This window comes from Chitinophaga solisilvae (assembly GCF_009928525.1).
Classification (GTDB): Bacteria; Bacteroidota; Bacteroidia; order Chitinophagales; family Chitinophagaceae; genus Chitinophaga; species Chitinophaga solisilvae.
Genome location: NZ_JAABOK010000001.1, coordinates 436,143 through 455,887 on the forward strand (window position 1 = coordinate 436,143; position 19,745 = coordinate 455,887).

The following is a 19,745-nucleotide window of genomic DNA, read 5'->3' on the forward strand; positions in this document are numbered from 1 at the left end:
GACTGTCATACATGGAGGAATTTTTATCCGGAGCATTACGGGTGGGCAATACTAAATTGCCCCGGTTAAATTTATCAACCCTGCCATATATTGTGTACAAGAAAATTTAATTTTTAATCGCTTATGATGAAGACATCATTCGTCATCGGCGCGTGCCTGCTCGGACAGCAGGCTATCGCGCAGATAGACGCGGCCCTGTTCCGTTATCCGGATGTTTCCCAAACGCATATTGCGTTCTCTTATGCCAATGACATCTGGATTGTGCCCAAATCAGGAGGTAATGCTATCCGTTTATCTTCTCCTCCCGGTACGGAGACTTTCCCTAAATTTTCGCCGGATGGCAACAAGCTGGCGTTTACGGCTAACTATGACGGTAACCAGGACGTGTATGTAATGCCCGTGAGCGGCGGCGTGCCTTTCAGGCTTACTTCGCATGGCGGTTCTGACCGTATGGTAGACTGGACACCGGATGGTAAACAGGTGTTTTTTGCATCGAACAGGGAAAGTTCCAAAGACAGGTATAACCAGTTTTATACTATCGCGGAAACCGGCGGCCCGGCCACCAGAATGCCACTGGCCTATGCAGAATTCGGTTCCTTTTCTCCCGATGGCAAAAGCATTGCCGTAACCACCCACTCACAGGTATTCCGTACCTGGAAACGCTACCGGGGTGGTATGAAAGGCGAAATACACCTGTACAATTTTGATAAGCAGACTTCTGAAAATTTCTCTGCTAAAAGTGAAGCAGGTGATGAGCTGCCGATGTGGTATAAAAACTACATCTACTTCCTGTCGGACCGCGGCAAGGAAAAACGCATGAATCTGTGGCGATACAATACGGATAATAAATCCGTGGAGCAGATCACCAACTACACTGACTACGACGTACATTTCCCCTCGCTGGGCCCTTCCGAGATTGTGTATGAAGCTAACGGAAAGCTGTACCTGCTTTCACTGGCTACACAGCAGTCCAGCGAAGTGAAAGTAAGCGTTACCACCGATGTGGCTTCTCTGCGCCCGCAGCAGATCAAGGCCAGCAAGGATATTATGTATGCGGCCATCAGCCCTGATGGTAAACGCGCACTGGTAGGCGCACGCGGAGAAGTGTTCTCACTGCCCGCAGAAGATGGTTTTGTAAAGAATCTGACCCAAACCAGCGGCGTAGCAGAACGTTACCCTACGTGGTCGCCCGATGGTAAACAAATTGCCTACTGGAGTGATAAGTCAGGCGAATATGAACTCTGGCTGGCAGAAGCTGGCAAGGAGAATGCAGCCCGCCAGGTGACGCACCTCGGTCCGGGTTACCGCTATCGGATCTTCTGGTCGCCGGATGGCAAAAAAATTGTGTTCATCGATCAGGACATGAAAATCTACATGCTGGATATTGCTACCGGCAAAGCCACGCAGATGGACAAAGCACTGCATTATGAAGATGGCAGCCTGCGCGCCTTCTTCTGCAACTGGTCCCCTGACAGCCGTTGGGCAACGTATAGCCGTGACGGTGAGAACGGACATAGCATTACCTTCCTCTATGATACCAGGAACAATACCCGTCATCAGGTAACCAGCGGTTTCTATGACGTGTCAGGTCCGGTATTTGATCCGGAAGGCAAATACCTGTATGTAACTACCAACCGGTCATTCAAACCACTGTACAGTGATATCGACAATACCTTCATCTATGCTAATTCTACGAAGTTAGCTGCCATTAGTCTGCTGAAAGGCACGTCGCCATTACTGCCGGAGAAAAATGATGCTGTAGAAGTGAAGAAGGATGAAGCGGCAGACGCACCTGCAGAAAAGGATAAGGAAAAGGATAAGAAGAAAGGCGCTGCTCCTGCAAAGGAAAAATCTTCAAAAGATGTGGACATCGACCTGGATAATATGGAAGCGCGGCTGACAGTACTGCCGGTAGATAATGGTAATTTCGGCCGGCTGGCTGCCGTAAAAGGCAAAATTATCTTTGTCAGATATCCCAACACAGGCGAAGGCGAGGGTGAAACCACACTGAAATATTTTGATATAGAGAAGAGAGAAGAGAAAGATATCATCAAAAACCCGGGCCAGTACGCTGTTTCCACCGATGGCAATAAAATACTGGTTACCGGCAGCCGTATGGGTATCATCGACGTAGCCGCCGGACAGAAAATTGAGAAAGCGCTGCGGGTAGATGAAATGGTGATGACCGTAGACCCTGTGCAGGAATGGAAACAGTTGTTTAATGACGCATGGCGCATTGAACGCGATTACTTCTATGATCCGGGTATGCACGGCGTAAACTGGAATCAGGTGAAGGAAAAATATGCCCGCATCCTCGACGGCGCCCGCACCAGGGAAGAAGTCAGCTTTGTACTGGGTGAAATGATCGGTGAAATGAATGCTTCCCATACCTACAACAGCGGCGGTGACCTCGAAACAACCCGCAGCGGTAATGTAGGTTACCTGGGCATCGATTGGGAAGCGGCCGGCAAATTCTACAAAATCAAACGTATCATCCGCGGTGCTGCATGGGATGATGAAGCACGCTCCCCGCTGGACCTGCCCGGTAGTAAAATCAAGGACGGCGATTATATCCTGGCTGTTAACGGAGTACCCGTTACCACTGTGTCGGAGCCGTTTATCTTCTTCCAGGGGCTGGCAGGGAAAGCCATTGAGCTGACCTATAACAGCCAGCCTTCCTTCGATGGCGCTAAAACAGCCGTGATAAAACCGGTTGCCAGCGAATACCGCCTGCGTCACCTCGCATGGATAGAAAGCAACCGCAAACGCGTAGCGGATGCTACAGGCGGCAAAGTAGGCTACATCTTCGTACCCAGCACCGGCCTCGATGGCCAGGATGAACTGATCCGTCAGTTCAACGCACAATGGCACATGGATGGGCTGGTAATTGATGAACGCTTCAACAACGGCGGACAAATTCCCGACCGCTTCATCGAAATGCTGAACCGTAAACCACTGGCTTACTGGGCTACCCGCAGCGGTACCCCCACACAATGGCCCGGCTATGCGCACTTCGGCCCTAAAGTAATGCTGATTAACGGCTGGAGCGGATCCGGCGGTGATGCCTTCCCGGATTACTTCCGTAAAACAAACCTCGGCCCATTGATCGGTACCCGCACCTGGGGCGGCTTAATCGGTATCAGCGGCGCTCCCGAACTTATCGACGGCGGTGAAGTAACCGCCCCCAGCTTCCGTATGTACAACAACGACGGTACCTGGTTCGCTGAAGGTCACGGTGTTGATCCCGATATCTTCGTAGATGAAAACCTCGGAGATATGGCCAAAGGCACCGATCCGCAACTCGAAAGAGCCATCTCCGAAATCAAAAACTCCCTGCAGACAAAGGCGTATAAAGCGCCGGTGCAACCTGCGTATGAGAAAAGATAGATGAGGTAGTTAATTGCGAATTACGAATTGCGAATTACGAATGTAAAAGCGAAGATCTGAACGAAGATTAAAGGTGATACTTAATAGTTATCCGCTTTAATCTCCGTTCAGATCTTCGCTTTTACATTCGTAATTCGCAATTCGTAATTCGTAATTATTTTGTTTAAATTTAACCAAATTCCTCCTTTATGCCTCGCCGTATTGCCTCAATAGATATCCTCCGCGGGCTGATCATGATTGTGATGGCACTCGATCATACCAGGGACTATTTTCATATTACCGGCGTTACGGCAGATCCGCTGGATCCGGCTACCACTACGGTCGGATTGTATTTTACCCGTTGGATAACGCATTTCTGCGCACCGGGATTTGTTTTCCTTTCCGGATTGTCGGCGTTTCTGTCGGCACAGAAAAAGACCCGGCAGGAAGCGGCGGTGTTCCTGATTAAAAGAGGCGCCTGGCTGGTGGTGGCGGAACTCACCATCGTTAACCTCGGACTTACCTTCAATCCTTTTTTTACTTTTGTTATACTGCAGGTGATATGGGCAATAGGCTGGAGTATGATTATACTGGGCCTGCTCAGCCGGTACCCATTTACGCTTACGTTGGTAATAGGCCTGCTGCTGTTTTTCGGACATAACGCGGCCGACTATATTACTTTCCCGCAGCAGGGCCGGATGGTCGACCTGTGGCGGATATTGCTGACTGCCAGTGGTACCATCATCGTCCTGGATGAGCATCACCTGGTAGGAGCGTTCTATGCTATTCTGCCCTGGACAGGCATTATGCTGCTGGGTTATTGTACCGGTTACCTGTACCGCCATTCCTTTGTTGCTGTAAAAAGAAAGCAGCTGCTGCTGATGGCCGGCAGCAGCCTGATTGTATTGTTTGTGGTGCTGCGTTTAATAAATCACTACGGAGATCCTGTACCCTGGCAGCCACAGGCATCCGCTTTACGTCAGGTATTTGCCTTCCTGAATGCCAGCAAATACCCGCCATCACTGGATTACGCCTGTATGACGCTGGGGCCGTTACTTATAGCGCTGGCATTGCTGGAAGAAGTACAATCGCCCTGGACGCGGTTTGTTACCGTTTACGGTAATGTGCCGTTCTTTTACTATATCCTTCACTTTTATCTGCTGCACGCACTGCTGGTCATCTTCTTTTATCTCACCGGATATAACAACAGCCAGATTATCGATAACAATCCCTTTTTCTTCCGGCAGGCACATTTCGGATATACGTTACCGGTAGTATATGCGATATGGGCAGCTGTAGTACTCGCGCTGTATTATCCCTGCCGGTGGTTCGGACAGTATAAGCGCACCCACACGCAATGGTGGCTGCGGTACATCTGAAATACAGGCTGCCTCCGGAGAGGCAACCTGCGGGGCAACGGTAGCCTATTTTGAAGCAGGGGATGTCTGCTGACAATTCCACTGCAGCGAATAGCCGGATGTAGCACGCCCTTCCAGGTTATAGGATAATAGTTTATGGCTGCTGTCAATATGGAAGTTATCAAAGGATAAATTCATCAGCGGATAGCCGGAGGTAGCAGCAGTAGCGTTGCTGATGGCATGATGCGGCTGATAGGGAGCCAGACCGGCCATTTCCAGTATTGTCTGCGTTATCAGCTCCGGAAAGGTAAAGTACGTATAATAGCTGCCGGTGGCCGGTTTGGAGTAATCATACGCGTAACCGTAGCGGATATCATACCGGGAGGTTTGCCGGTACAGAACATTCTGATAGCTGTCATATCCAAACCGGATGGTATCCTGATAGGAAACTGAAGACGACTGTACCTGCCGGAAAATCTGCTTTACAGTACCATTGCTGTTATACTGGTATTGTGCACGTTCTGTAAATCCTCCGCTGAAATGAATATCCGCAGTATAACTCAGGAGTCTGCCGCCTGCGCCTGTAGTAAGTTTCATCAGCGTGTCCGTTGTGTTTGCCTGGCTGATGAGCCATGTTTTATTGCCGCCATATGCAATACGTACGTCAATAGTGTCATTGGAACTGTGACCTGGCAGACCGGAAAGACGGATTAGTTTGCCGCTGCTGTTGTAGGTACGCGTATAGCCGGTATTACCCAAACCACTTACATCATCTCCGGTAAAAAAATAGCGCTGCAGTCTGCAGGTATTGGCCGGAATGTCCGGAGCAGGCTCCCAGCGGCGGAGACAGCCGCTCAACAATAAAATGCCTGCTATACAGGCGCCGGTAAGCCTGATAAAAGCTATTGGTGGTTTGTGCATGATATAAGGATTTTGAAGATGAACAGAAGAGATTCATCAGCAGTTGTACCGGGTTAATATCACAGCAAATAAAACAGTTTAGGGGTAAACGTTATATCCCCATTTGGGGTGGCTATTCTTCTTTTTTATATTTCCCTTTAATCAGCTGATGACGACTGTTGACTTCCAGTTTTTTGTAGATATTTTTGATATGTGATTTTACAGTTTCCAGTGAAATATCCAGGCGGATAGCTACTTCCTTGTTGGTAAGCCCCTCTTCAATCGCCTGCAGTATCTGCGATTCCCGCGGCGTAATTTTCTCCTGCAGATTGTCGGCAGACCTGGGGTGGAAGTAGGCAACCACTTTACGGGCAATACCCGGAGACATAGGCGCACCGCCCTCATTCAGCGATAGCAACCCTTCCTTTATCTTCATCAGCGGCGTTTGTTTGTGCAGATAACCGTTGGCGCCGGCGCACAGCGCCTGGAAAATTTTCTCCGGATCATCATAGATGGTCAGCATCACCACCTGACAGCGGGGCGATTTCTTTTTAATCATCGTAATACCCTTGATGCCAGATTGCTCCGGTAATCCAATATCAGACAACACCATGTCTATCTGTTTGTCTGTTGTCCAATCTTCCATGAAACCCGCTACTGTACCCGCCGCAATTTCACAGATGAATCCCGGCTGACCGTTGAAGAATGTTGTCAGCGTACTACGTACCAGCGGATCGTCTTCTATAATTCCCAGATGTATCATAATGTGTAAAGATGATTGGTAAAATGAACATCCGCACTCCCTATTTTGGGGGAGCAACGGTTATAAAGGTACTGTCAGCCGTAACGTAAAGGTATCCTCCTCCTGAATAATATCCAGCCGGCCTTTCATGCGCGCGGTACGCAGCTGCATGTAATAGATGCCCTGGCCTCCCTGGTATTGCCTTATGCGGTCTGTATTGCCGGCGGCAGGGTTGCTTACTTCCAGTGTCATGTCGCCGGCAAAATGAATGTTCACGGTCATAGCCGGACTGCCCGCATGGCGGGCAGCATTGTTCACCGCCTCCTTGAATACCTGCAGAAAATTCTGCCGTATCATCTGACTTAACGGGCGGGCATGATGGTTACCTGTTATTTTAATAGAGCAGTCGATATCCAGCTCTTCTTCTGTTTTACGGAGAAAATCCTTGATACGCGATACCAGGTCAGCAGCTGTATCAAAGCGGGAGTCGATAGACCATACCATATCGCTCATAACACCGAGTGCTTCTTTACTGGAGTCGGCAATTTTCTGAATGGCATGTCTGTCGTCCGGCTTCATGCTGAGCATATCTGCCTGATAATAGATGCGGGTGAGGGTGCTGCCTATCTCATCATGCAGGTCGCCTGCTATTTGTGTTCGCAGCTGTTGTTCTTTCAGCAGCTGTGCCATGCGGTAACGGAAAAACAGCCAGATAAGTCCGCCGGTTGCCGCCAGCACGGCCAGTCTGAACCACCAGGTAACATAGAAGGCCGGCTGCACCGTCAGCGGAATTTGCAGCAGAGGCTGTATATTATTTTCTCCCGGCCGGCGCATGGCCACTTCTACGGTATAGTTGCCCGGTGAAATACCGGCGATGCTGATCTCGTGTTTCTGGCCTATTTCCTGCCAGGGAGTGGAGGCAGACAACCGGTAGTAATAATTCAGGAGCGCTGCATACTGATCTGCACTGCCAAAGCTGAGAGAGAAAAAATTAATGTCGGGGGTAACCGTCAGCGAAGGAGTGGAGCGGTAAGGCAACCGGTAATCATATTTCAATCCGTCCCTGTTGCCGGTGGCAAAGGACGTGAAGCATACCTGGGGCTGTATGGCTGATTGGCGGTACTGTTCCAGCTCAGGCATGGTAAACGTGGTAATACCGTTCAGCGTACCCATGTATAACCTGTCCGCATATACGAAAATAGCGGCATGATTGAATTCATCTGCCGGCAGGTTGTCTATCCGGGAGTAACTGCGGATTTCCCTGCGCTGTTCACTGATTACGCTCAAGCCCTGATCGGTACCGGCAATGATGGTCTGCCCCTGCGCTGCCAGCGTATACACGTTATTGCCGGCCAGTCCGTTACGGGTATTATATTCCCGTACTATCTGTCCTGCGCTGTCAATACAATAGAGGCCACGGCCATTGGTGCCGGCCCACAGTAATCCGTTTACCTGTTGCAGGCAGTTGAACACATCTGCCGGGGTTTCCGGGAGCAGGCGCCGGAGGAAGCCGGTAGCGGGAGTATAGACATAAAGTCCGCTGACGGTAGCAAAATAGCGCCGGTTGCCTGCTATCAGAATATCATTGACTTTACTGTCGCGTAGCTGCTGCGCCACAGGACCTATATCCGGCGTAGTAATGACGCCGGTACGGCTATGGTAAAGAAATGCGCCCTTATAGGTACCTGCCCATACCAGGGAATCATTTTCCCTTACGAGCGCAGTAGCGTAGTGCAATACACTGGTATCGCCGGCTGCCGGCTGCATACGCTGCGTGCCGGTATGAAACCATTGCAGTCCGCTGCCTTCGGTAGCGAGCAGCAGGCTGTCTTTTTTCCAGGGTAATATGCGGTATACAAAGGCGTTGCTGATAGGCGTTTTTTTTCCGTCCGGATCAAGCCGGAAAAATCCTTCCTTGTAGGAGCTGATATATAGTGAGCCTCCTGCTGCAGCATAGATGCTGCGTACGCTGTGGGAGGCTGTTTCATGCGATGCTGTTTGCAGCAGATTCCGGAACGGACTATGTTGCAGGGTTACTTCCGCAATGCCTTTATCGTAGGAAAAAAATATTTTTTGCCCCTGGTTACTCATGAAGGTAACATGGTTATGGCGGAAATTCTCTATCAGGTTGTCATCCGATGCGGTAAGGCGGCAGGTATTTATATCGTAGAGGAACAAAGCCTGTTCGTTGTAAAAGATGGCTATCTGTCCGGAAGGCAGCAGCAACAGTTTCGGACGGCCTTTTTTTTCATTGTCCGGTTGTACTGCTGCAGGCAGGGGCGTGGTGCGGCCCGTGGCAGGATCAAAAAGATAAATACCGCTTTGCGCCGCGTAAAAAACAATTTTTCCGGAAGGATGAAAGATCGTTTGCGGAGTAATATCACCGGCAATTTCCGGCATAGGATAACTGGCTTCTTTCGTATATCCGTTACCGTTTCTGCGTATTTTATGCAGCCTGCCGTTATGTAATACCCATATCTGGTCTTTTAAGGGCTCCGCAATCAGGGTGATGTTTTTGTCGCCGCGCGGCCAGACGGCTGCATTTTTGAAGTCCATGACTACTTGAAGGCGCTTCCCGGAAACGCGGTACAGCCGGGAATCTTCAGTGGCAAGGTAAATAGAGCTGTCACTGCCTGCGGAAATGGCCTTGATAACGGTATTGGCATACCTGTTCTTTTCTCCGGCGGCAGGCGAATACACGGTTGTCGCCCATTTTCTGGTGTCAAATTTCACCAGCCCTATGCGGGTGCCCATCCAGATATTATCCTGCCGGTCTATGACCAGCCGGTTGATGGAATTGTGATGAATAGAAGGCTTGCTGACCAGGTCGAAGGTCAGTACCTGGTTGCCGTCGTACCGGTGCAACCCTGTGGTGTTATAGAACCACAGCAGCCCGTGGCTGTCAGCAGTGGCTTCGTGTATGATGGTGTTTTGTACGTGGCCCGGAAGGCGGATAAACCGGAAGGTGAATCCGTCGGCTGCATAACCCGCTGCCGGCGGCATAATAAACAGGCATAACAGAAACCGGATGATAGACATAGGGCGCATGAAAGCTCTCCGTTTTACCGGGAAGATACTTTTTTTGCCGCATACCCCAGCAACAATAATTGCAGCAACAGCAGCAGGAGCAGGTATCCTACGGGCCGGTGGTGACTGATACCCTGCACCAGCCTGCAGCATCCGGTAGCAAGACAAACCGCTGCCATTGTGCGTCCGGCAGTCTGCATCATATTGCGCATCAGCAATATAGGCGTATTAATCAGCAACATCAGCAGGAGGAAGAAAGTGAGAAATTGCCTGCCGTTCAGGTAAAATGGGTTGCAGGTATGGAACTGCCCGTGAATATAAAGCAGTGGAACTGCCAGCAGGATGACAGCCAGGGCGTAGTGCCAGTGTGGTCTGATGTTTTTCATATACTGTTTTTTTAAGATCCGCATCCTCCGCCACCACATCCTCCGCATCCGCCTCCGCAACCTCCACCGCTACAACCGCTGCTGCATCCGCTGCTTCCACCACTGCAACTGCTTCCGTTACCAGTGGTATGACCATGTTCATCTTTTTTCCGGGAGGGATTATCTGCTGCCAGCTGAGCTATTATGCGGGAGATCATAAAGAAGCCAAAGAGGAAGGCCATGCTGGTCAGCGCCCCGCTGCGGCATCCGGTGAGCAGTATACTGGAAGCGGTCAGTAACAGAAAGCATGATAAAGGAAAGCCGGAGGAGAAGAATTTTTTCAGACGGGAAAGCCAGGTAGGTGTTGCAACAGGTGGGGATTCAGACCAGATAGCCTGCGGCGGACTTTCGCCGAATGTTTTCTCATAAAGCAGCAGGGTAGAGTTACGCCAGTGTCCGTGTTTTTCTGTTTCTGAAGGACCGCCCCGCGAAGGATGATGATGGATACTTCTTCCTAAAATTTTTCCGCAGAATTCCTCCCAGTAGTTAACAGTATATTGCAGATGTAAATGCCAGACCTGATCAATAATGTAGGAAGGAGAGGCGCCGGTGGGAGAGATGCAGCAGAGATAGATGAAGCGTTTGTATTCTGCTATGGCGCTGCCGGTGAAATCCCGGCTCCAGTTGTTTTCCCTGGCCAGCTTGCGGGAAAAGGGAAAGGCTGCGTCCGGGTCATCGATACAGAAATGATCTATCAGTTCCCACAGCCTGTCTGCTGTATGTGTCCCGCCTTCGCGCGGCCGGTGATTGTGGAGATGCATGTTTTTCATAATTATCTTTTTTGCTGATACTAAAGTAAAAATACCCGATAATACGCCTGTATTACAGGTATATTATTATATCTTATATTCGTCTTAAAATCGTATTATCATGAGTAGGGAAGAATTGCAGCATCTGGAACGGCTGATGAACTATATCACCTGGCATTTCCTCCGGAAGAAGGAATGGAAGGATGTGTCAAAGTCCGAATGGGCAAACATATCAGCAGAATTTAATACACTGCTGGAAAAGCAGCAGCGCCATAAAAGAATTAAAACAGCCGCTGCATTCTTCGGAGAAAACTACTTCTATGAACACCTGGTTATCAGGAAGCTCAAACCCTGGAAATCCCGTAAGCCGCTAAACGGTATCAGCAGCCCCAATTTCGCACGGCTGAACACCATTGTCAGCCTGCTCGGCTATACGAATTATATAGACTTCATCAATAATGCTACCGACAGCTTCAGCTTTCAGGAACTGAAGATAAATATACCGCTGGCGCCGGTAAATACAGCCCTGCTTGATAACCTGGTAGGATGCTGGTATTGCTATAACCGTAATCTGCCCTATCATGAAGATAAGCAGACAGAAGAGCGTATCTGGCGCTCTGCCATGGAGATATACAGGTCAGGTGATGAATACCTGGTAGAGCGCACCGGTAAAGGCAATCATATGTACTACGGAAAAATTACGTCGTACGCCAATTATGTGTTTATCATCATGAACAGTACTACGTTTATCCGTCAGCGTCATTTCGTAGGCCGCGTGAAAGATGTGGAAGACCGGCTGGCAAGGCCAGGCCACCTGATCAATGAGCTGAGCTTCATCAGCACCTGTGTGAGTTTTAATGAAGAACCGATTGCCCTTTATGAAATATTTGACCGCGTACCCAATGCAAAAACATTCCAGAAAGATTCCGTAGACCTGGCGCTGGATAGTCCGCTGCTGCCGGCGCATATCCTGAAACACCTGGCAAACACCCGTGAGAACAGGATTACAGATCACTGAGTACATTGTCCGATTACGAACAATATATGTATTGAAAACGTACATTAACAACGCAGAGATAAATGGTAATGTATTGACAGATAATGTGTTAAATTATGGCATTATTTTACAGGACAGCTGGTGTAACTGATAAAATCATCTGACAAATGCTGTTGAATTATTTCAGGATTGCCTGGAGAAATCTCTGGAGAAGCAAAGGCTATAGCGCTATCAATATTTTAGGACTGGCCATTGGTCTTGCTACCTGTTTGCTGATAACCCTGTTTGTTGCAGATGAGCTGAGTTACGACCGCCATCACCGGAATGCAGATCGTATCTTCCGTATCAATGCGGATTTCCTCGTCAACGGAAACGCTTTCCGTGAGCGGCAGACGCCCGCACCGCTGGCGGCCGTGCTGAAAAAGGATTACCCCGCCGTTGAAAATACTGCCCGTTTGCTTTCTTTCGGTGACCGGAAAATTCTGGTGAAGAAAGGCCGGGAAACATTAATGGAAGAAAATACTGTAGCCGCAGACGGTTCCATATTTGATGTATTCACCATTCCCCTCGTGAGCGGCGACGCTAAAACAGCATTGTCCAAACCATTTACCATGGCCATCTCCGAGAGTATGGCACTGAAATATTTTAACAGCACGGATATCATCGGCAAAACGCTGCAGACAGATAATGTCAACACCTACGAAGTGACGGCAGTGTTCAGGGATATGCCGGCTACGTCGCATCTGCATCTCAACTTCATCCGCTCGCTCGTGGGGAATCCCGAAGACAATGACAACTGGATGAGCGATAACTTCGATACCTATGTACTGGTCAGAAAGGGGATAGGCGAGAAGGAGCTGAACCAGTATATGAAGGAGATAACAAAGAATTATATGGAGACCAGTCTGAAAACGCTTACTGGTAGTGATATTGCTGATATTGAGCGCAGCGGCGGCCACTTCAGGTACGATGCCATTCCGCTGACCAAAATACACCTGCACTCCGATATTACCGCCGAAATAGAACCTTCCGGTAATATCCAGTACGTGTATATTTTCTGTGTAGCCGCCTTGTTTATACTGCTGATCGCCTGCGTGAATTTCATGAACCTTTCCACCGCGCGCTCTGCGGGCCGCGCAAAAGAAGTAGGTGTGCGCAAGGCATTAGGCTCCCATCGCAGCCACCTCATTGTTCAGTTCCTGGTAGAATCGGTGCTGACCAGCTGTATTGCGCTGGTGCTGGCATTGTGTCTTACCTTCCTCCTGCTGCCTTACCTGAATCAGTTGTCCGGAAAAGCCATTGGCGCAGGTATGCTCCTGAACCGCTGGCTGCTGCCGGCTCTGATCGGTGTTATCATCGTGGTAGGGCTACTGGCGGGCAGCTATCCGGCCTTCTTTCTCTCTTCCTTTGAACCGGTAAAGGTGTTGAAAGGTAAGCTGGCCAGTGGTTTCAGAGGTAGCTGGCTGAGAAACAGCCTGGTGGTATTTCAGTTCTCCACTGCTATCATCCTGATCATCGGTACACTGGTGATCTACAGTCAGCTGGGATATATCCGTAACCGTCAGCTGGGATATGACCGCGAACAGGTACTGGTGCTGAATAATACCGCCTCGTTGTGGATACATGCCAAAGCCTTCCGGGCAGAGGTACTGCAGCTGCCGGGAGTGAAATCAGGTACCATGACTGCCATGCTGCCAACTTCCCTGATGCAGAACACGGCCATCTATTCCAAAGATGCTGCACGCAGCGCCGGACAGGTAATGGGACTGGCAGAATGGAATGTAGATGCTGATTATATTCCTACCCTGGGGATGGAGATGGCGGCCGGCAGAAACTTTTCTCCCCGGTTCCCGACAGACACGAATACGATCATCGTCAACGAAACAGCTGCCAAGCTGCTGGGCTTTACAGACCTGAACAACCGCATACTGTATGCCGGCGGACAGCCTTTCAATGTGATCGGTATCGTAAAGGATTTCAATACCGGCTCCCTGCGCACTAAAATTCCGCCGGTGGTCATGCGGCTGGCCAGCCGCGCAGATTGTATGGCCTTCCGGGTGATGAGCAACGATTTTCCCGGACTGATCAGAAAGATAGAAAACCTGTATCATGCCACTCCCGGTATGACCGGACAGCCTTTCCGCCATGCTTTCCTGGATGAGGATTTCAACCGGCTGTATCTGGCAGAAGAGCGTACAGGCAAGATTTTCCTCACTTTCGCCGCTTTTGCTATTCTCATTTCCTGCCTGGGTTTATTTGGGCTGGTCACCTATGCAGCAGAACAACGTACCCGCGAAATCAGTATCCGCAAGGTGCTGGGAGCCAGTGCTACAGGTATTGTCAGACTATTATCCGGAGACTTCCTGAAACTGGTAGCAATAGCTATACTGGTATCGTCTCCGTTAGCCTGGCTGCTGATGAACCAGTGGTTGCAGGGATTTGCCTACCGCATTCATATCAGCTGGTGGATATTTGCGGCTACGGCGATACTGGCAGTGGTGATTACACTCGTTACCGTTTGTACGCAGGCCATCAGATCGGCGCTGGCAAATCCTGTTGAAAGCCTGCGTTAATACTTTTATCTTCCGCCATAACCTTACCTATAAAGCCTATCCCGTCAATCATTCGGAGGGGTGAATCCGTATCGCACCGGCTGAAGATGACGGATGCCTGTTACGCTGGCCGGATATGCCGCCCGGAATAATATAGTAAAGCAGTTAACCCCGGATGCTGAATTTTAATCCGTTTTTAATTTATAACTAAGTGAACATTCACTTATATTTGCATAGCTAAATTATTAAACTATGCCTGATGCGAACAAGGAATGCTGAGAAGGAAGAAATGGTGAAGAAGCTCGCTATTCAAATGATAGCAGCGGATGGTCTTGAGAATTTCAGTGTAAACAAGCTGGCCAAAGCATGTGATATTTCCGTAGCCACTCTTTATATCTATTACAAGGACAAAGATGATCTTATCTTCCGACTCGCCCTGGAAGAAGGACAACGACTCCATGATGTTGTCCATAAAGACTTTGATCCTGATGCACCGTTTGCAGAAGGCTTGCGCCTGCAATGGAAGAACAGGGCCCGGCACTTTATGGAATATCCGGATGCAGTAAATTTCTTCGAGAAACTGCGTTACTCTTCCTATCACAATAAGGCTTCCGAAGCGCTGTCAGATTCATTCAAAAAGATGATGCGTCAGTTTTTAGGGAATGCCATAAAGCGGAAAGAGATCAGCAGTATGTCTGAAGAGGTTTTCTGGTCAGTAGCCTTTGCACCGCTTTACGCGTTGTTGCGTTTTCATAAAGATGGCAGAAGTATCGGAGGTCGGCCATTTGCAATCAGCAACAAAATCATCTGGCAGACATTTGACCTTGTCCTCAGGGCGTTGAAGATTTAGCCATCATCCCTAATTATTATTAAACCAAAATGGAAAAGAATACCGCAAAAATACCCTTCTCGACCTATCAGAAACTGGTCGTTTTTATTTTGGCTATCACCCAGTTCACCGTCGTACTAGATTTTATGGTGATGTCGCCGCTTGGGGATCTGCTCATGAAATCCATGGACCTGACTCCTACACAATTCGGATGGGCCGTATCGGCCTATGCCTTCAGTGCCGGGGCTTCCGGACTGCTCACGGCAGGTTTCGCAGATCGTTTTGACCGTAAAAAACTGTTATTGTTTTTTTATGGTGGATTCATTCTCGGCACTATCTTCTGTGGTATGGCCAGCACTTATCCGCTGCTGATTGCAGCCCGTATTATCACCGGTTTGTTCGGCGGGGTGATCGGTTCCATTTCTATGGCTATCGTCACCGACCTGTTTGATATTCACCACCGCGGCCGCGTTATGGGCTTCCTTATGATGGGCTTTGGCGCCAGCCAGGTGTTAGGTATCCCGGTCAGCCTGAAAATAGCAGATCACCTCGGATGGCAATCGCCTTTCCTGATGGTGGCCGGCCTGGCATTTATCATCTTCCTGGTGATCCTGTTTTTGCTGAAACCACTGACCCAGCATCTTGCGCTGCAACAGCCTGTATCTGCCTTCAGTCACCTGATGAAAACCTTTGCCAAAAAGGATTACAGGATGGGCTTCCTGGCAACAATACTCCTGTCTGTCGGCGGTTTTATGATGATGCCTTTCGGTTCTGCCTTCGCCGTTAACAACCTGAAAGTTGATGAGAGCAAACTATGGGAATTATTCATGGTAGCAGGTATCAGCTCCCTGATCTTCATGCCCCTGGTAGGAAAGCTCAGTGACAGAATTGATAAATTCAAACTCTTCACGGCAGGCGTTATCTGGATGCTCATCGCGGCGCTTATTTATACCAACCTCGGTCCAACACCGTTACCCATTGTAATGGTCTTTAATATCCTGATGATGATTGGTATACTGGGCCGTATGATCCCGGCGAACGCACTGACCAGCGGTGTTCCCGCGATGGCGGACAGAGGCGCTTTCATGAGCATCAACTCTTCCCTGCAACAGATTGCAGGCGGTGTTGCCGCCGCAGTGGCAGGAAAAATTGTTATGCAGAAAGATAAACTCAGCCCGCTCGAACACTACGACATCGTCGGCTACGTTGTTGCCGTACTTTCCCTCATCAGTATCGTCATGATCTACCGCGTCAGCGTTATGATCAAACAGAGATCAGGCGAGAGTAAGATTTAGTTATTTGAGATTTGTTTATTTGAGATTCGTATCAGATACAGAAGCCCTCCGGACTGCCGGAGGGCTTCTGCTTTTAATATGCATACCATAAAAATAAGTTTCCTCCCCGCCGCTGAAAGCACATCCTGAACTGCAACCACATCTCAAATAACCACATCTCAAATAACCAAATATTAATAATCTGATAACACCTTGCCTGCTGTTTTCCCCGTTTGCATTTCTAGTTTTACAACCTGAAAAATTCTTGATTACCGGAATGTACACACTGCAATAATGTAGCAGTGTCAAAGCTGAACTTTATGCATATCGGCCTTTCAAATACTAGTCAAATCAATATCAATAAGTATCGTCATCAACCGGAAATGCCTTACAGAAGCACACATCCGACCATTTCTTTTATTGCCTAAAAGCAACATGTCACCAACGGATATGGGTATCCGTAATTATTCACTTTTTTTTTCAAAAAGCAGACTTTTATGAACAAAATCTATTTCAGTAGCCAGCTGCTGAATTTTTACGTAAAAGCACCGGTTGCTTTTATGTTGATCGTCATTTGCCTGTGCCTGCAGCTGCATCCCGCAATGGCGCAATCAAAATTCAGCATTCAGGGTAAAATTACAGATGACAGAAATCAACCGCTGCCTGGTGTCAGCATTTCAGAAAAAGGAACTAAAACAGGTGTTGTCACAAATATTGACGGCCTTTACAAACTGGAAGTAAGCAGCAGCAACGCCGTATTGCATATCGCCTTCCTGGGCTTCGACAGCAAGGACATCTCCATCAGCGGCGAACATACGATCAATGCTATCCTTACTCCTCAGCTGAAACAGCTGAATGATGTGGTGATCACCGGTTATGGTAAAACCAGTAAGAAGAATCTTGTGGGCGCTATCAGCTCGGTGAATGCCGGCGAGTTCACACAAGGTGTGGTAGGTAACCCTTCTATGCTGCTGCAGGGTAAAGTGCCCGGCCTGACCATCACCAAAAGCGGTAACCCCAACCAGACACCGACGGTTATCCTCAGAGGCCCTTCAACGCTGAGAAGCGGCGCACAGGAACCGTTCTATGTAATAGACGGTGTGCCCGGCGCTCCTATAGACATGGTGGCCCCCGATGATATTGCTTCTATCGATGTACTGAAAGATGGCGCTTCTACTGCTATCTACGGTGCGCGTGCAGCCAACGGCGTTATTATGGTAACTACCCGCCGCGCTAAAACGGATCAGTTCCGCATCGCCTATAATGCCTATGTAGGAGTAGAGAAAGTGGCAAAACGACTGGAAATGCTTACCGGCGACGAACTGCGTAAATATCTCGCGGATAACGGTCAGGTACTGGCGCCGCAGAACAATGATACCATACCAGGTACCGGCCAGCTGGTGAACACTGACTGGCAGAAAGAAGTACAGCGCACCCGCGTTTCCCAGAGCCATAACCTGTCGCTCCTGGGAAGCTCAAAAGCCACTACCTATGGCTTCAGCGTCAACTATTTCAATAACCCCGGTATCATCAAAGGCTCTGACCTGAACCGCCTGGGTATCCGCGCCAACGTAGGCCAGCGTGCATTCAATGATCGCCTCCGCCTGGACTTCTCCGTACTTAATACCACCACCAAACAGAATAATGTACCGGATGCTGTTTTGTATAACATGCTCAACTACCTGCCAACATTATCGGTGAAACGCCCTGATGGCAGCTATACGGAAGATTATGCCGGTAATATCCGCGGCAGCAGCAACCCCGCTGCGCTGATCGCGAACAATATTGACCTGACCAAATCATCCAAATTCCTCGCCACCGGCCTGGCGGAAGTGAAAATACTGGAAGGACTGACCTACACAGCCAGTCTCACTACACAAAGAGAACAATACACCCGCAACATTTACTACAATAGCTTGTCTACCCTCGCAAGAGGCAACAACGGTAAAGCCAACCGGGTAACGTGGGCGAATACACGAAATATTATTGAGTCTTACTTTAACTACGATAAAACTTTCGGTAAGCACAATATTAAATTACTGGGCGGCTACTCCTGGCAGGAAGACCGCAACGGCGACGGCTTTGGTGTAACCACGCAGGGCTTCGGCAGCGATGCGCTTTCCTACAATAACCTCTCACTCAGCAATCCACCTGCCGGTACTATCGTATTCGATAACACCGGTAATACCACACTGACCACCCTGCGGCTGATTTCCTACTATGCCAGGGCCAACTATCAGTACGCAGATAAGTACTATTTCCAGGCTTCCCTGCGTAACGACGGTTCCTCTGCTTTCGGTAAAAATAACCGCTGGGGCTATTTCCCCGCTGTATCCGCTGCATGGCGTATCAGCCAGGAGTCTTTCCTGAAAAACAACCGCACCTTCGATGACCTCAAACTGAGAGTGAGCTACGGTATCTCCGGAAACTCGCTCGGATTTGACCCGCTTACCGCACAGCTGCAATACAGCACAGTAGGCCGCTACTACGATAACGGACAACTGATCAATGCCATCGCGCCGGTGCAGAACGCCAACCCTGACCTGAAATGGGAACGCACTGCCATGCTCAACCTGGGTATCGATTTCAGTATCCTGAAAGGTCGTATCAGTGGTGCAATCGATGTATACGACAAGCAGACTTCAGACCTCATCTGGAATTACCCGGTATCTACCACCCAGTACATTACTACCACGCTGCTGGCCAACGTAGGCAAAGTCAGCAACCGGGGTATAGAACTGGTGTTGAATGCAGAACCGGTGTCCACAAAAAATTTCAGCTGGAAAACAACGGTGAACCTGGCGCATAATACCAACAAAATCAGCTCTCTGGCTAATGGTCAGTTTACGCTGAAAGATATTCCTACCGCCATCCTGGGAGGTAAGGGACAATCCGGCAACTGGAGTCAGAAAGTGCTGGAAGGTCAGCCTCTGGGTACTTTCACACTGTTCCACTATGTTGGGAAAGATAAGGACGGCATCTCTTCCTATCAGCGCGCAGACGGCACCATTACCACTTCTCCCAGTACGGCAGATCTGTTGCCCGCCGGAAATGCACAGCCTAAGCTGACATACGGATGGAGCAATAACCTGAGCTACAAAAATTTTGATCTCGCTTTATTCTTCCGTGGCGTTACCGGTAACAAAATACTGAATGCTACACTCGCAGCTGTGAATACGCCTACTGATGCGAAGATGACCAACATCGCAAAATATACATTGCAGGAATCTTATAACGATAAAAACTCTTTCCTCATCTCTGACAGATTCCTGGAAAACGGATCTTACCTGCGCCTGGAAAACCTGACAGTGGGATACAGTTTCAAAATAAACAATGTGCATATCAGCAAAATCAGGTTGTATATGAACGTGAACAATGTTTTCACGATCACGAAGTATACCGGCATAGATCCTGAAATCGACCTGGGAGGCCTCACACCGGGCATCGACGTAAGAAACTACTATCCTAAAACCCGGTCTTTCATCTTTGGCCTGAATGCTGCATTTTAATCGTTAACATCTTAACT

At 49.1% G+C, this 19,745-nt stretch carries 12 protein-coding genes; 7 read left to right on the forward strand and 5 right to left on the reverse strand.

Features of this window, described 5'->3' with window-relative positions; genetic code table 11:
* The first annotated feature begins 123 nt into the window (after positions 1-123).
* Positions 124-3,387 carry a S41 family peptidase gene (locus tag GWG06_RS01520; protein ID WP_202182920.1) on the forward strand — a complete coding sequence of 1,088 codons (3,264 nt, stop codon included), beginning with the start codon at positions 124-126 and terminating at the stop codon, positions 3,385-3,387.
* A gap of 188 nt (positions 3,388-3,575) precedes the next feature.
* Positions 3,576-4,745 (forward strand): acetyltransferase domain-containing protein, encoded by a 1,170-nt coding sequence (locus GWG06_RS01525; protein WP_160710936.1) that lies wholly within the window; start codon positions 3,576-3,578, stop codon positions 4,743-4,745.
* A gap of 45 nt (positions 4,746-4,790) precedes the next feature.
* Here the strand turns inward: GWG06_RS01525 and GWG06_RS01530 are convergent, their stop codons facing one another.
* The 5 genes from GWG06_RS01530 to GWG06_RS01550 form a co-directional block, all read right to left on the reverse strand.
* Positions 4,791-5,645: a hypothetical protein gene (locus tag GWG06_RS01530; RefSeq protein ID WP_160710937.1), complete on the reverse strand. Its 855-nt coding sequence runs from the start codon at positions 5,643-5,645 to the stop codon at positions 4,791-4,793.
* A 112-nt stretch (positions 5,646-5,757) separates the two neighbouring features.
* Positions 5,758-6,387 (reverse strand): response regulator transcription factor, encoded by a 630-nt coding sequence (locus GWG06_RS01535; protein ID WP_127042404.1) that lies wholly within the window; start codon positions 6,385-6,387, stop codon positions 5,758-5,760.
* A gap of 60 nt (positions 6,388-6,447) precedes the next feature.
* Positions 6,448-9,414 (reverse strand): sensor histidine kinase, encoded by a 2,967-nt coding sequence (locus GWG06_RS01540; RefSeq protein ID WP_160710938.1) that lies wholly within the window; start codon positions 9,412-9,414, stop codon positions 6,448-6,450.
* Between the two features lie 14 nt (positions 9,415-9,428).
* The gene (locus GWG06_RS01545) at positions 9,429-9,779 is read right to left on the reverse strand and encodes a hypothetical protein (protein WP_160710939.1); all 351 of its coding nucleotides are present in this window, start codon (positions 9,777-9,779) and stop codon (positions 9,429-9,431) included.
* An 11-nt stretch (positions 9,780-9,790) separates the two neighbouring features.
* Positions 9,791-10,588 carry a glycine-rich domain-containing protein gene (locus GWG06_RS01550; RefSeq protein WP_160710940.1) on the reverse strand — a complete coding sequence of 266 codons (798 nt, stop codon included), beginning with the start codon at positions 10,586-10,588 and terminating at the stop codon, positions 9,791-9,793.
* A gap of 100 nt (positions 10,589-10,688) precedes the next feature.
* Between GWG06_RS01550 and GWG06_RS01555 the strand changes: the two genes are divergently transcribed.
* The 5 genes from GWG06_RS01555 to GWG06_RS01575 all read left to right on the forward strand — a co-directional run bounded on the left by GWG06_RS01555 (position 10,689) and on the right by GWG06_RS01575 (position 19,728).
* Positions 10,689-11,585, forward strand: coding sequence for a hypothetical protein (locus GWG06_RS01555; RefSeq protein WP_127042413.1), 897 nt, complete (start codon positions 10,689-10,691; stop codon positions 11,583-11,585).
* A 146-nt stretch (positions 11,586-11,731) separates the two neighbouring features.
* Positions 11,732-14,137, forward strand: coding sequence for an ABC transporter permease (locus GWG06_RS01560; RefSeq protein ID WP_160710941.1), 2,406 nt, complete (start codon positions 11,732-11,734; stop codon positions 14,135-14,137).
* A 238-nt stretch (positions 14,138-14,375) separates the two neighbouring features.
* Positions 14,376-14,966 (forward strand): TetR/AcrR family transcriptional regulator, encoded by a 591-nt coding sequence (locus GWG06_RS01565; RefSeq protein ID WP_160710942.1) that lies wholly within the window; start codon positions 14,376-14,378, stop codon positions 14,964-14,966.
* Positions 14,967-14,995: 29 nt separating this feature from the next.
* On the forward strand, positions 14,996-16,240 hold the full coding sequence (locus GWG06_RS01570) for an MFS transporter (RefSeq protein ID WP_127042419.1): 1,245 nt from the start codon (positions 14,996-14,998) through the stop codon (positions 16,238-16,240).
* Positions 16,241-16,716: 476 nt separating this feature from the next.
* Positions 16,717-19,728 carry a SusC/RagA family TonB-linked outer membrane protein gene (locus tag GWG06_RS01575; RefSeq protein ID WP_160710943.1) on the forward strand — a complete coding sequence of 1,004 codons (3,012 nt, stop codon included), beginning with the start codon at positions 16,717-16,719 and terminating at the stop codon, positions 19,726-19,728.
* Positions 19,729-19,745 lie beyond the last annotated feature (17 nt).

Bases quoted from the DNA above. Each gene is read 5' to 3' on its own strand.
- GWG06_RS01520 (WP_202182920.1), top strand. From the start codon at position 124: ATGATGAAGACATCATTCGTCATCGGCGCGTGCCTGCTCGGACAGCAG.
- GWG06_RS01525 (WP_160710936.1), top strand. From the start codon at position 3,576: ATGCCTCGCCGTATTGCCTCAATAGATATCCTCCGCGGGCTGATCATG.
- GWG06_RS01530 (WP_160710937.1), bottom strand. From the start codon at position 5,645: ATGCACAAACCACCAATAGCTTTTATCAGGCTTACCGGCGCCTGTATA.
- GWG06_RS01535 (WP_127042404.1), bottom strand. From the start codon at position 6,387: ATGATACATCTGGGAATTATAGAAGACGATCCGCTGGTACGTAGTACG.
- GWG06_RS01540 (WP_160710938.1), bottom strand. From the start codon at position 9,414: ATGCGCCCTATGTCTATCATCCGGTTTCTGTTATGCCTGTTTATTATG.
- GWG06_RS01545 (WP_160710939.1), bottom strand. From the start codon at position 9,779: ATGAAAAACATCAGACCACACTGGCACTACGCCCTGGCTGTCATCCTG.
- GWG06_RS01550 (WP_160710940.1), bottom strand. From the start codon at position 10,588: ATGAAAAACATGCATCTCCACAATCACCGGCCGCGCGAAGGCGGGACA.
- GWG06_RS01555 (WP_127042413.1), top strand. From the start codon at position 10,689: ATGAGTAGGGAAGAATTGCAGCATCTGGAACGGCTGATGAACTATATC.
- GWG06_RS01560 (WP_160710941.1), top strand. From the start codon at position 11,732: ATGCTGTTGAATTATTTCAGGATTGCCTGGAGAAATCTCTGGAGAAGC.
- GWG06_RS01565 (WP_160710942.1), top strand. From the start codon at position 14,376: ATGCGAACAAGGAATGCTGAGAAGGAAGAAATGGTGAAGAAGCTCGCT.
- GWG06_RS01570 (WP_127042419.1), top strand. From the start codon at position 14,996: ATGGAAAAGAATACCGCAAAAATACCCTTCTCGACCTATCAGAAACTG.
- GWG06_RS01575 (WP_160710943.1), top strand. From the start codon at position 16,717: ATGAACAAAATCTATTTCAGTAGCCAGCTGCTGAATTTTTACGTAAAA.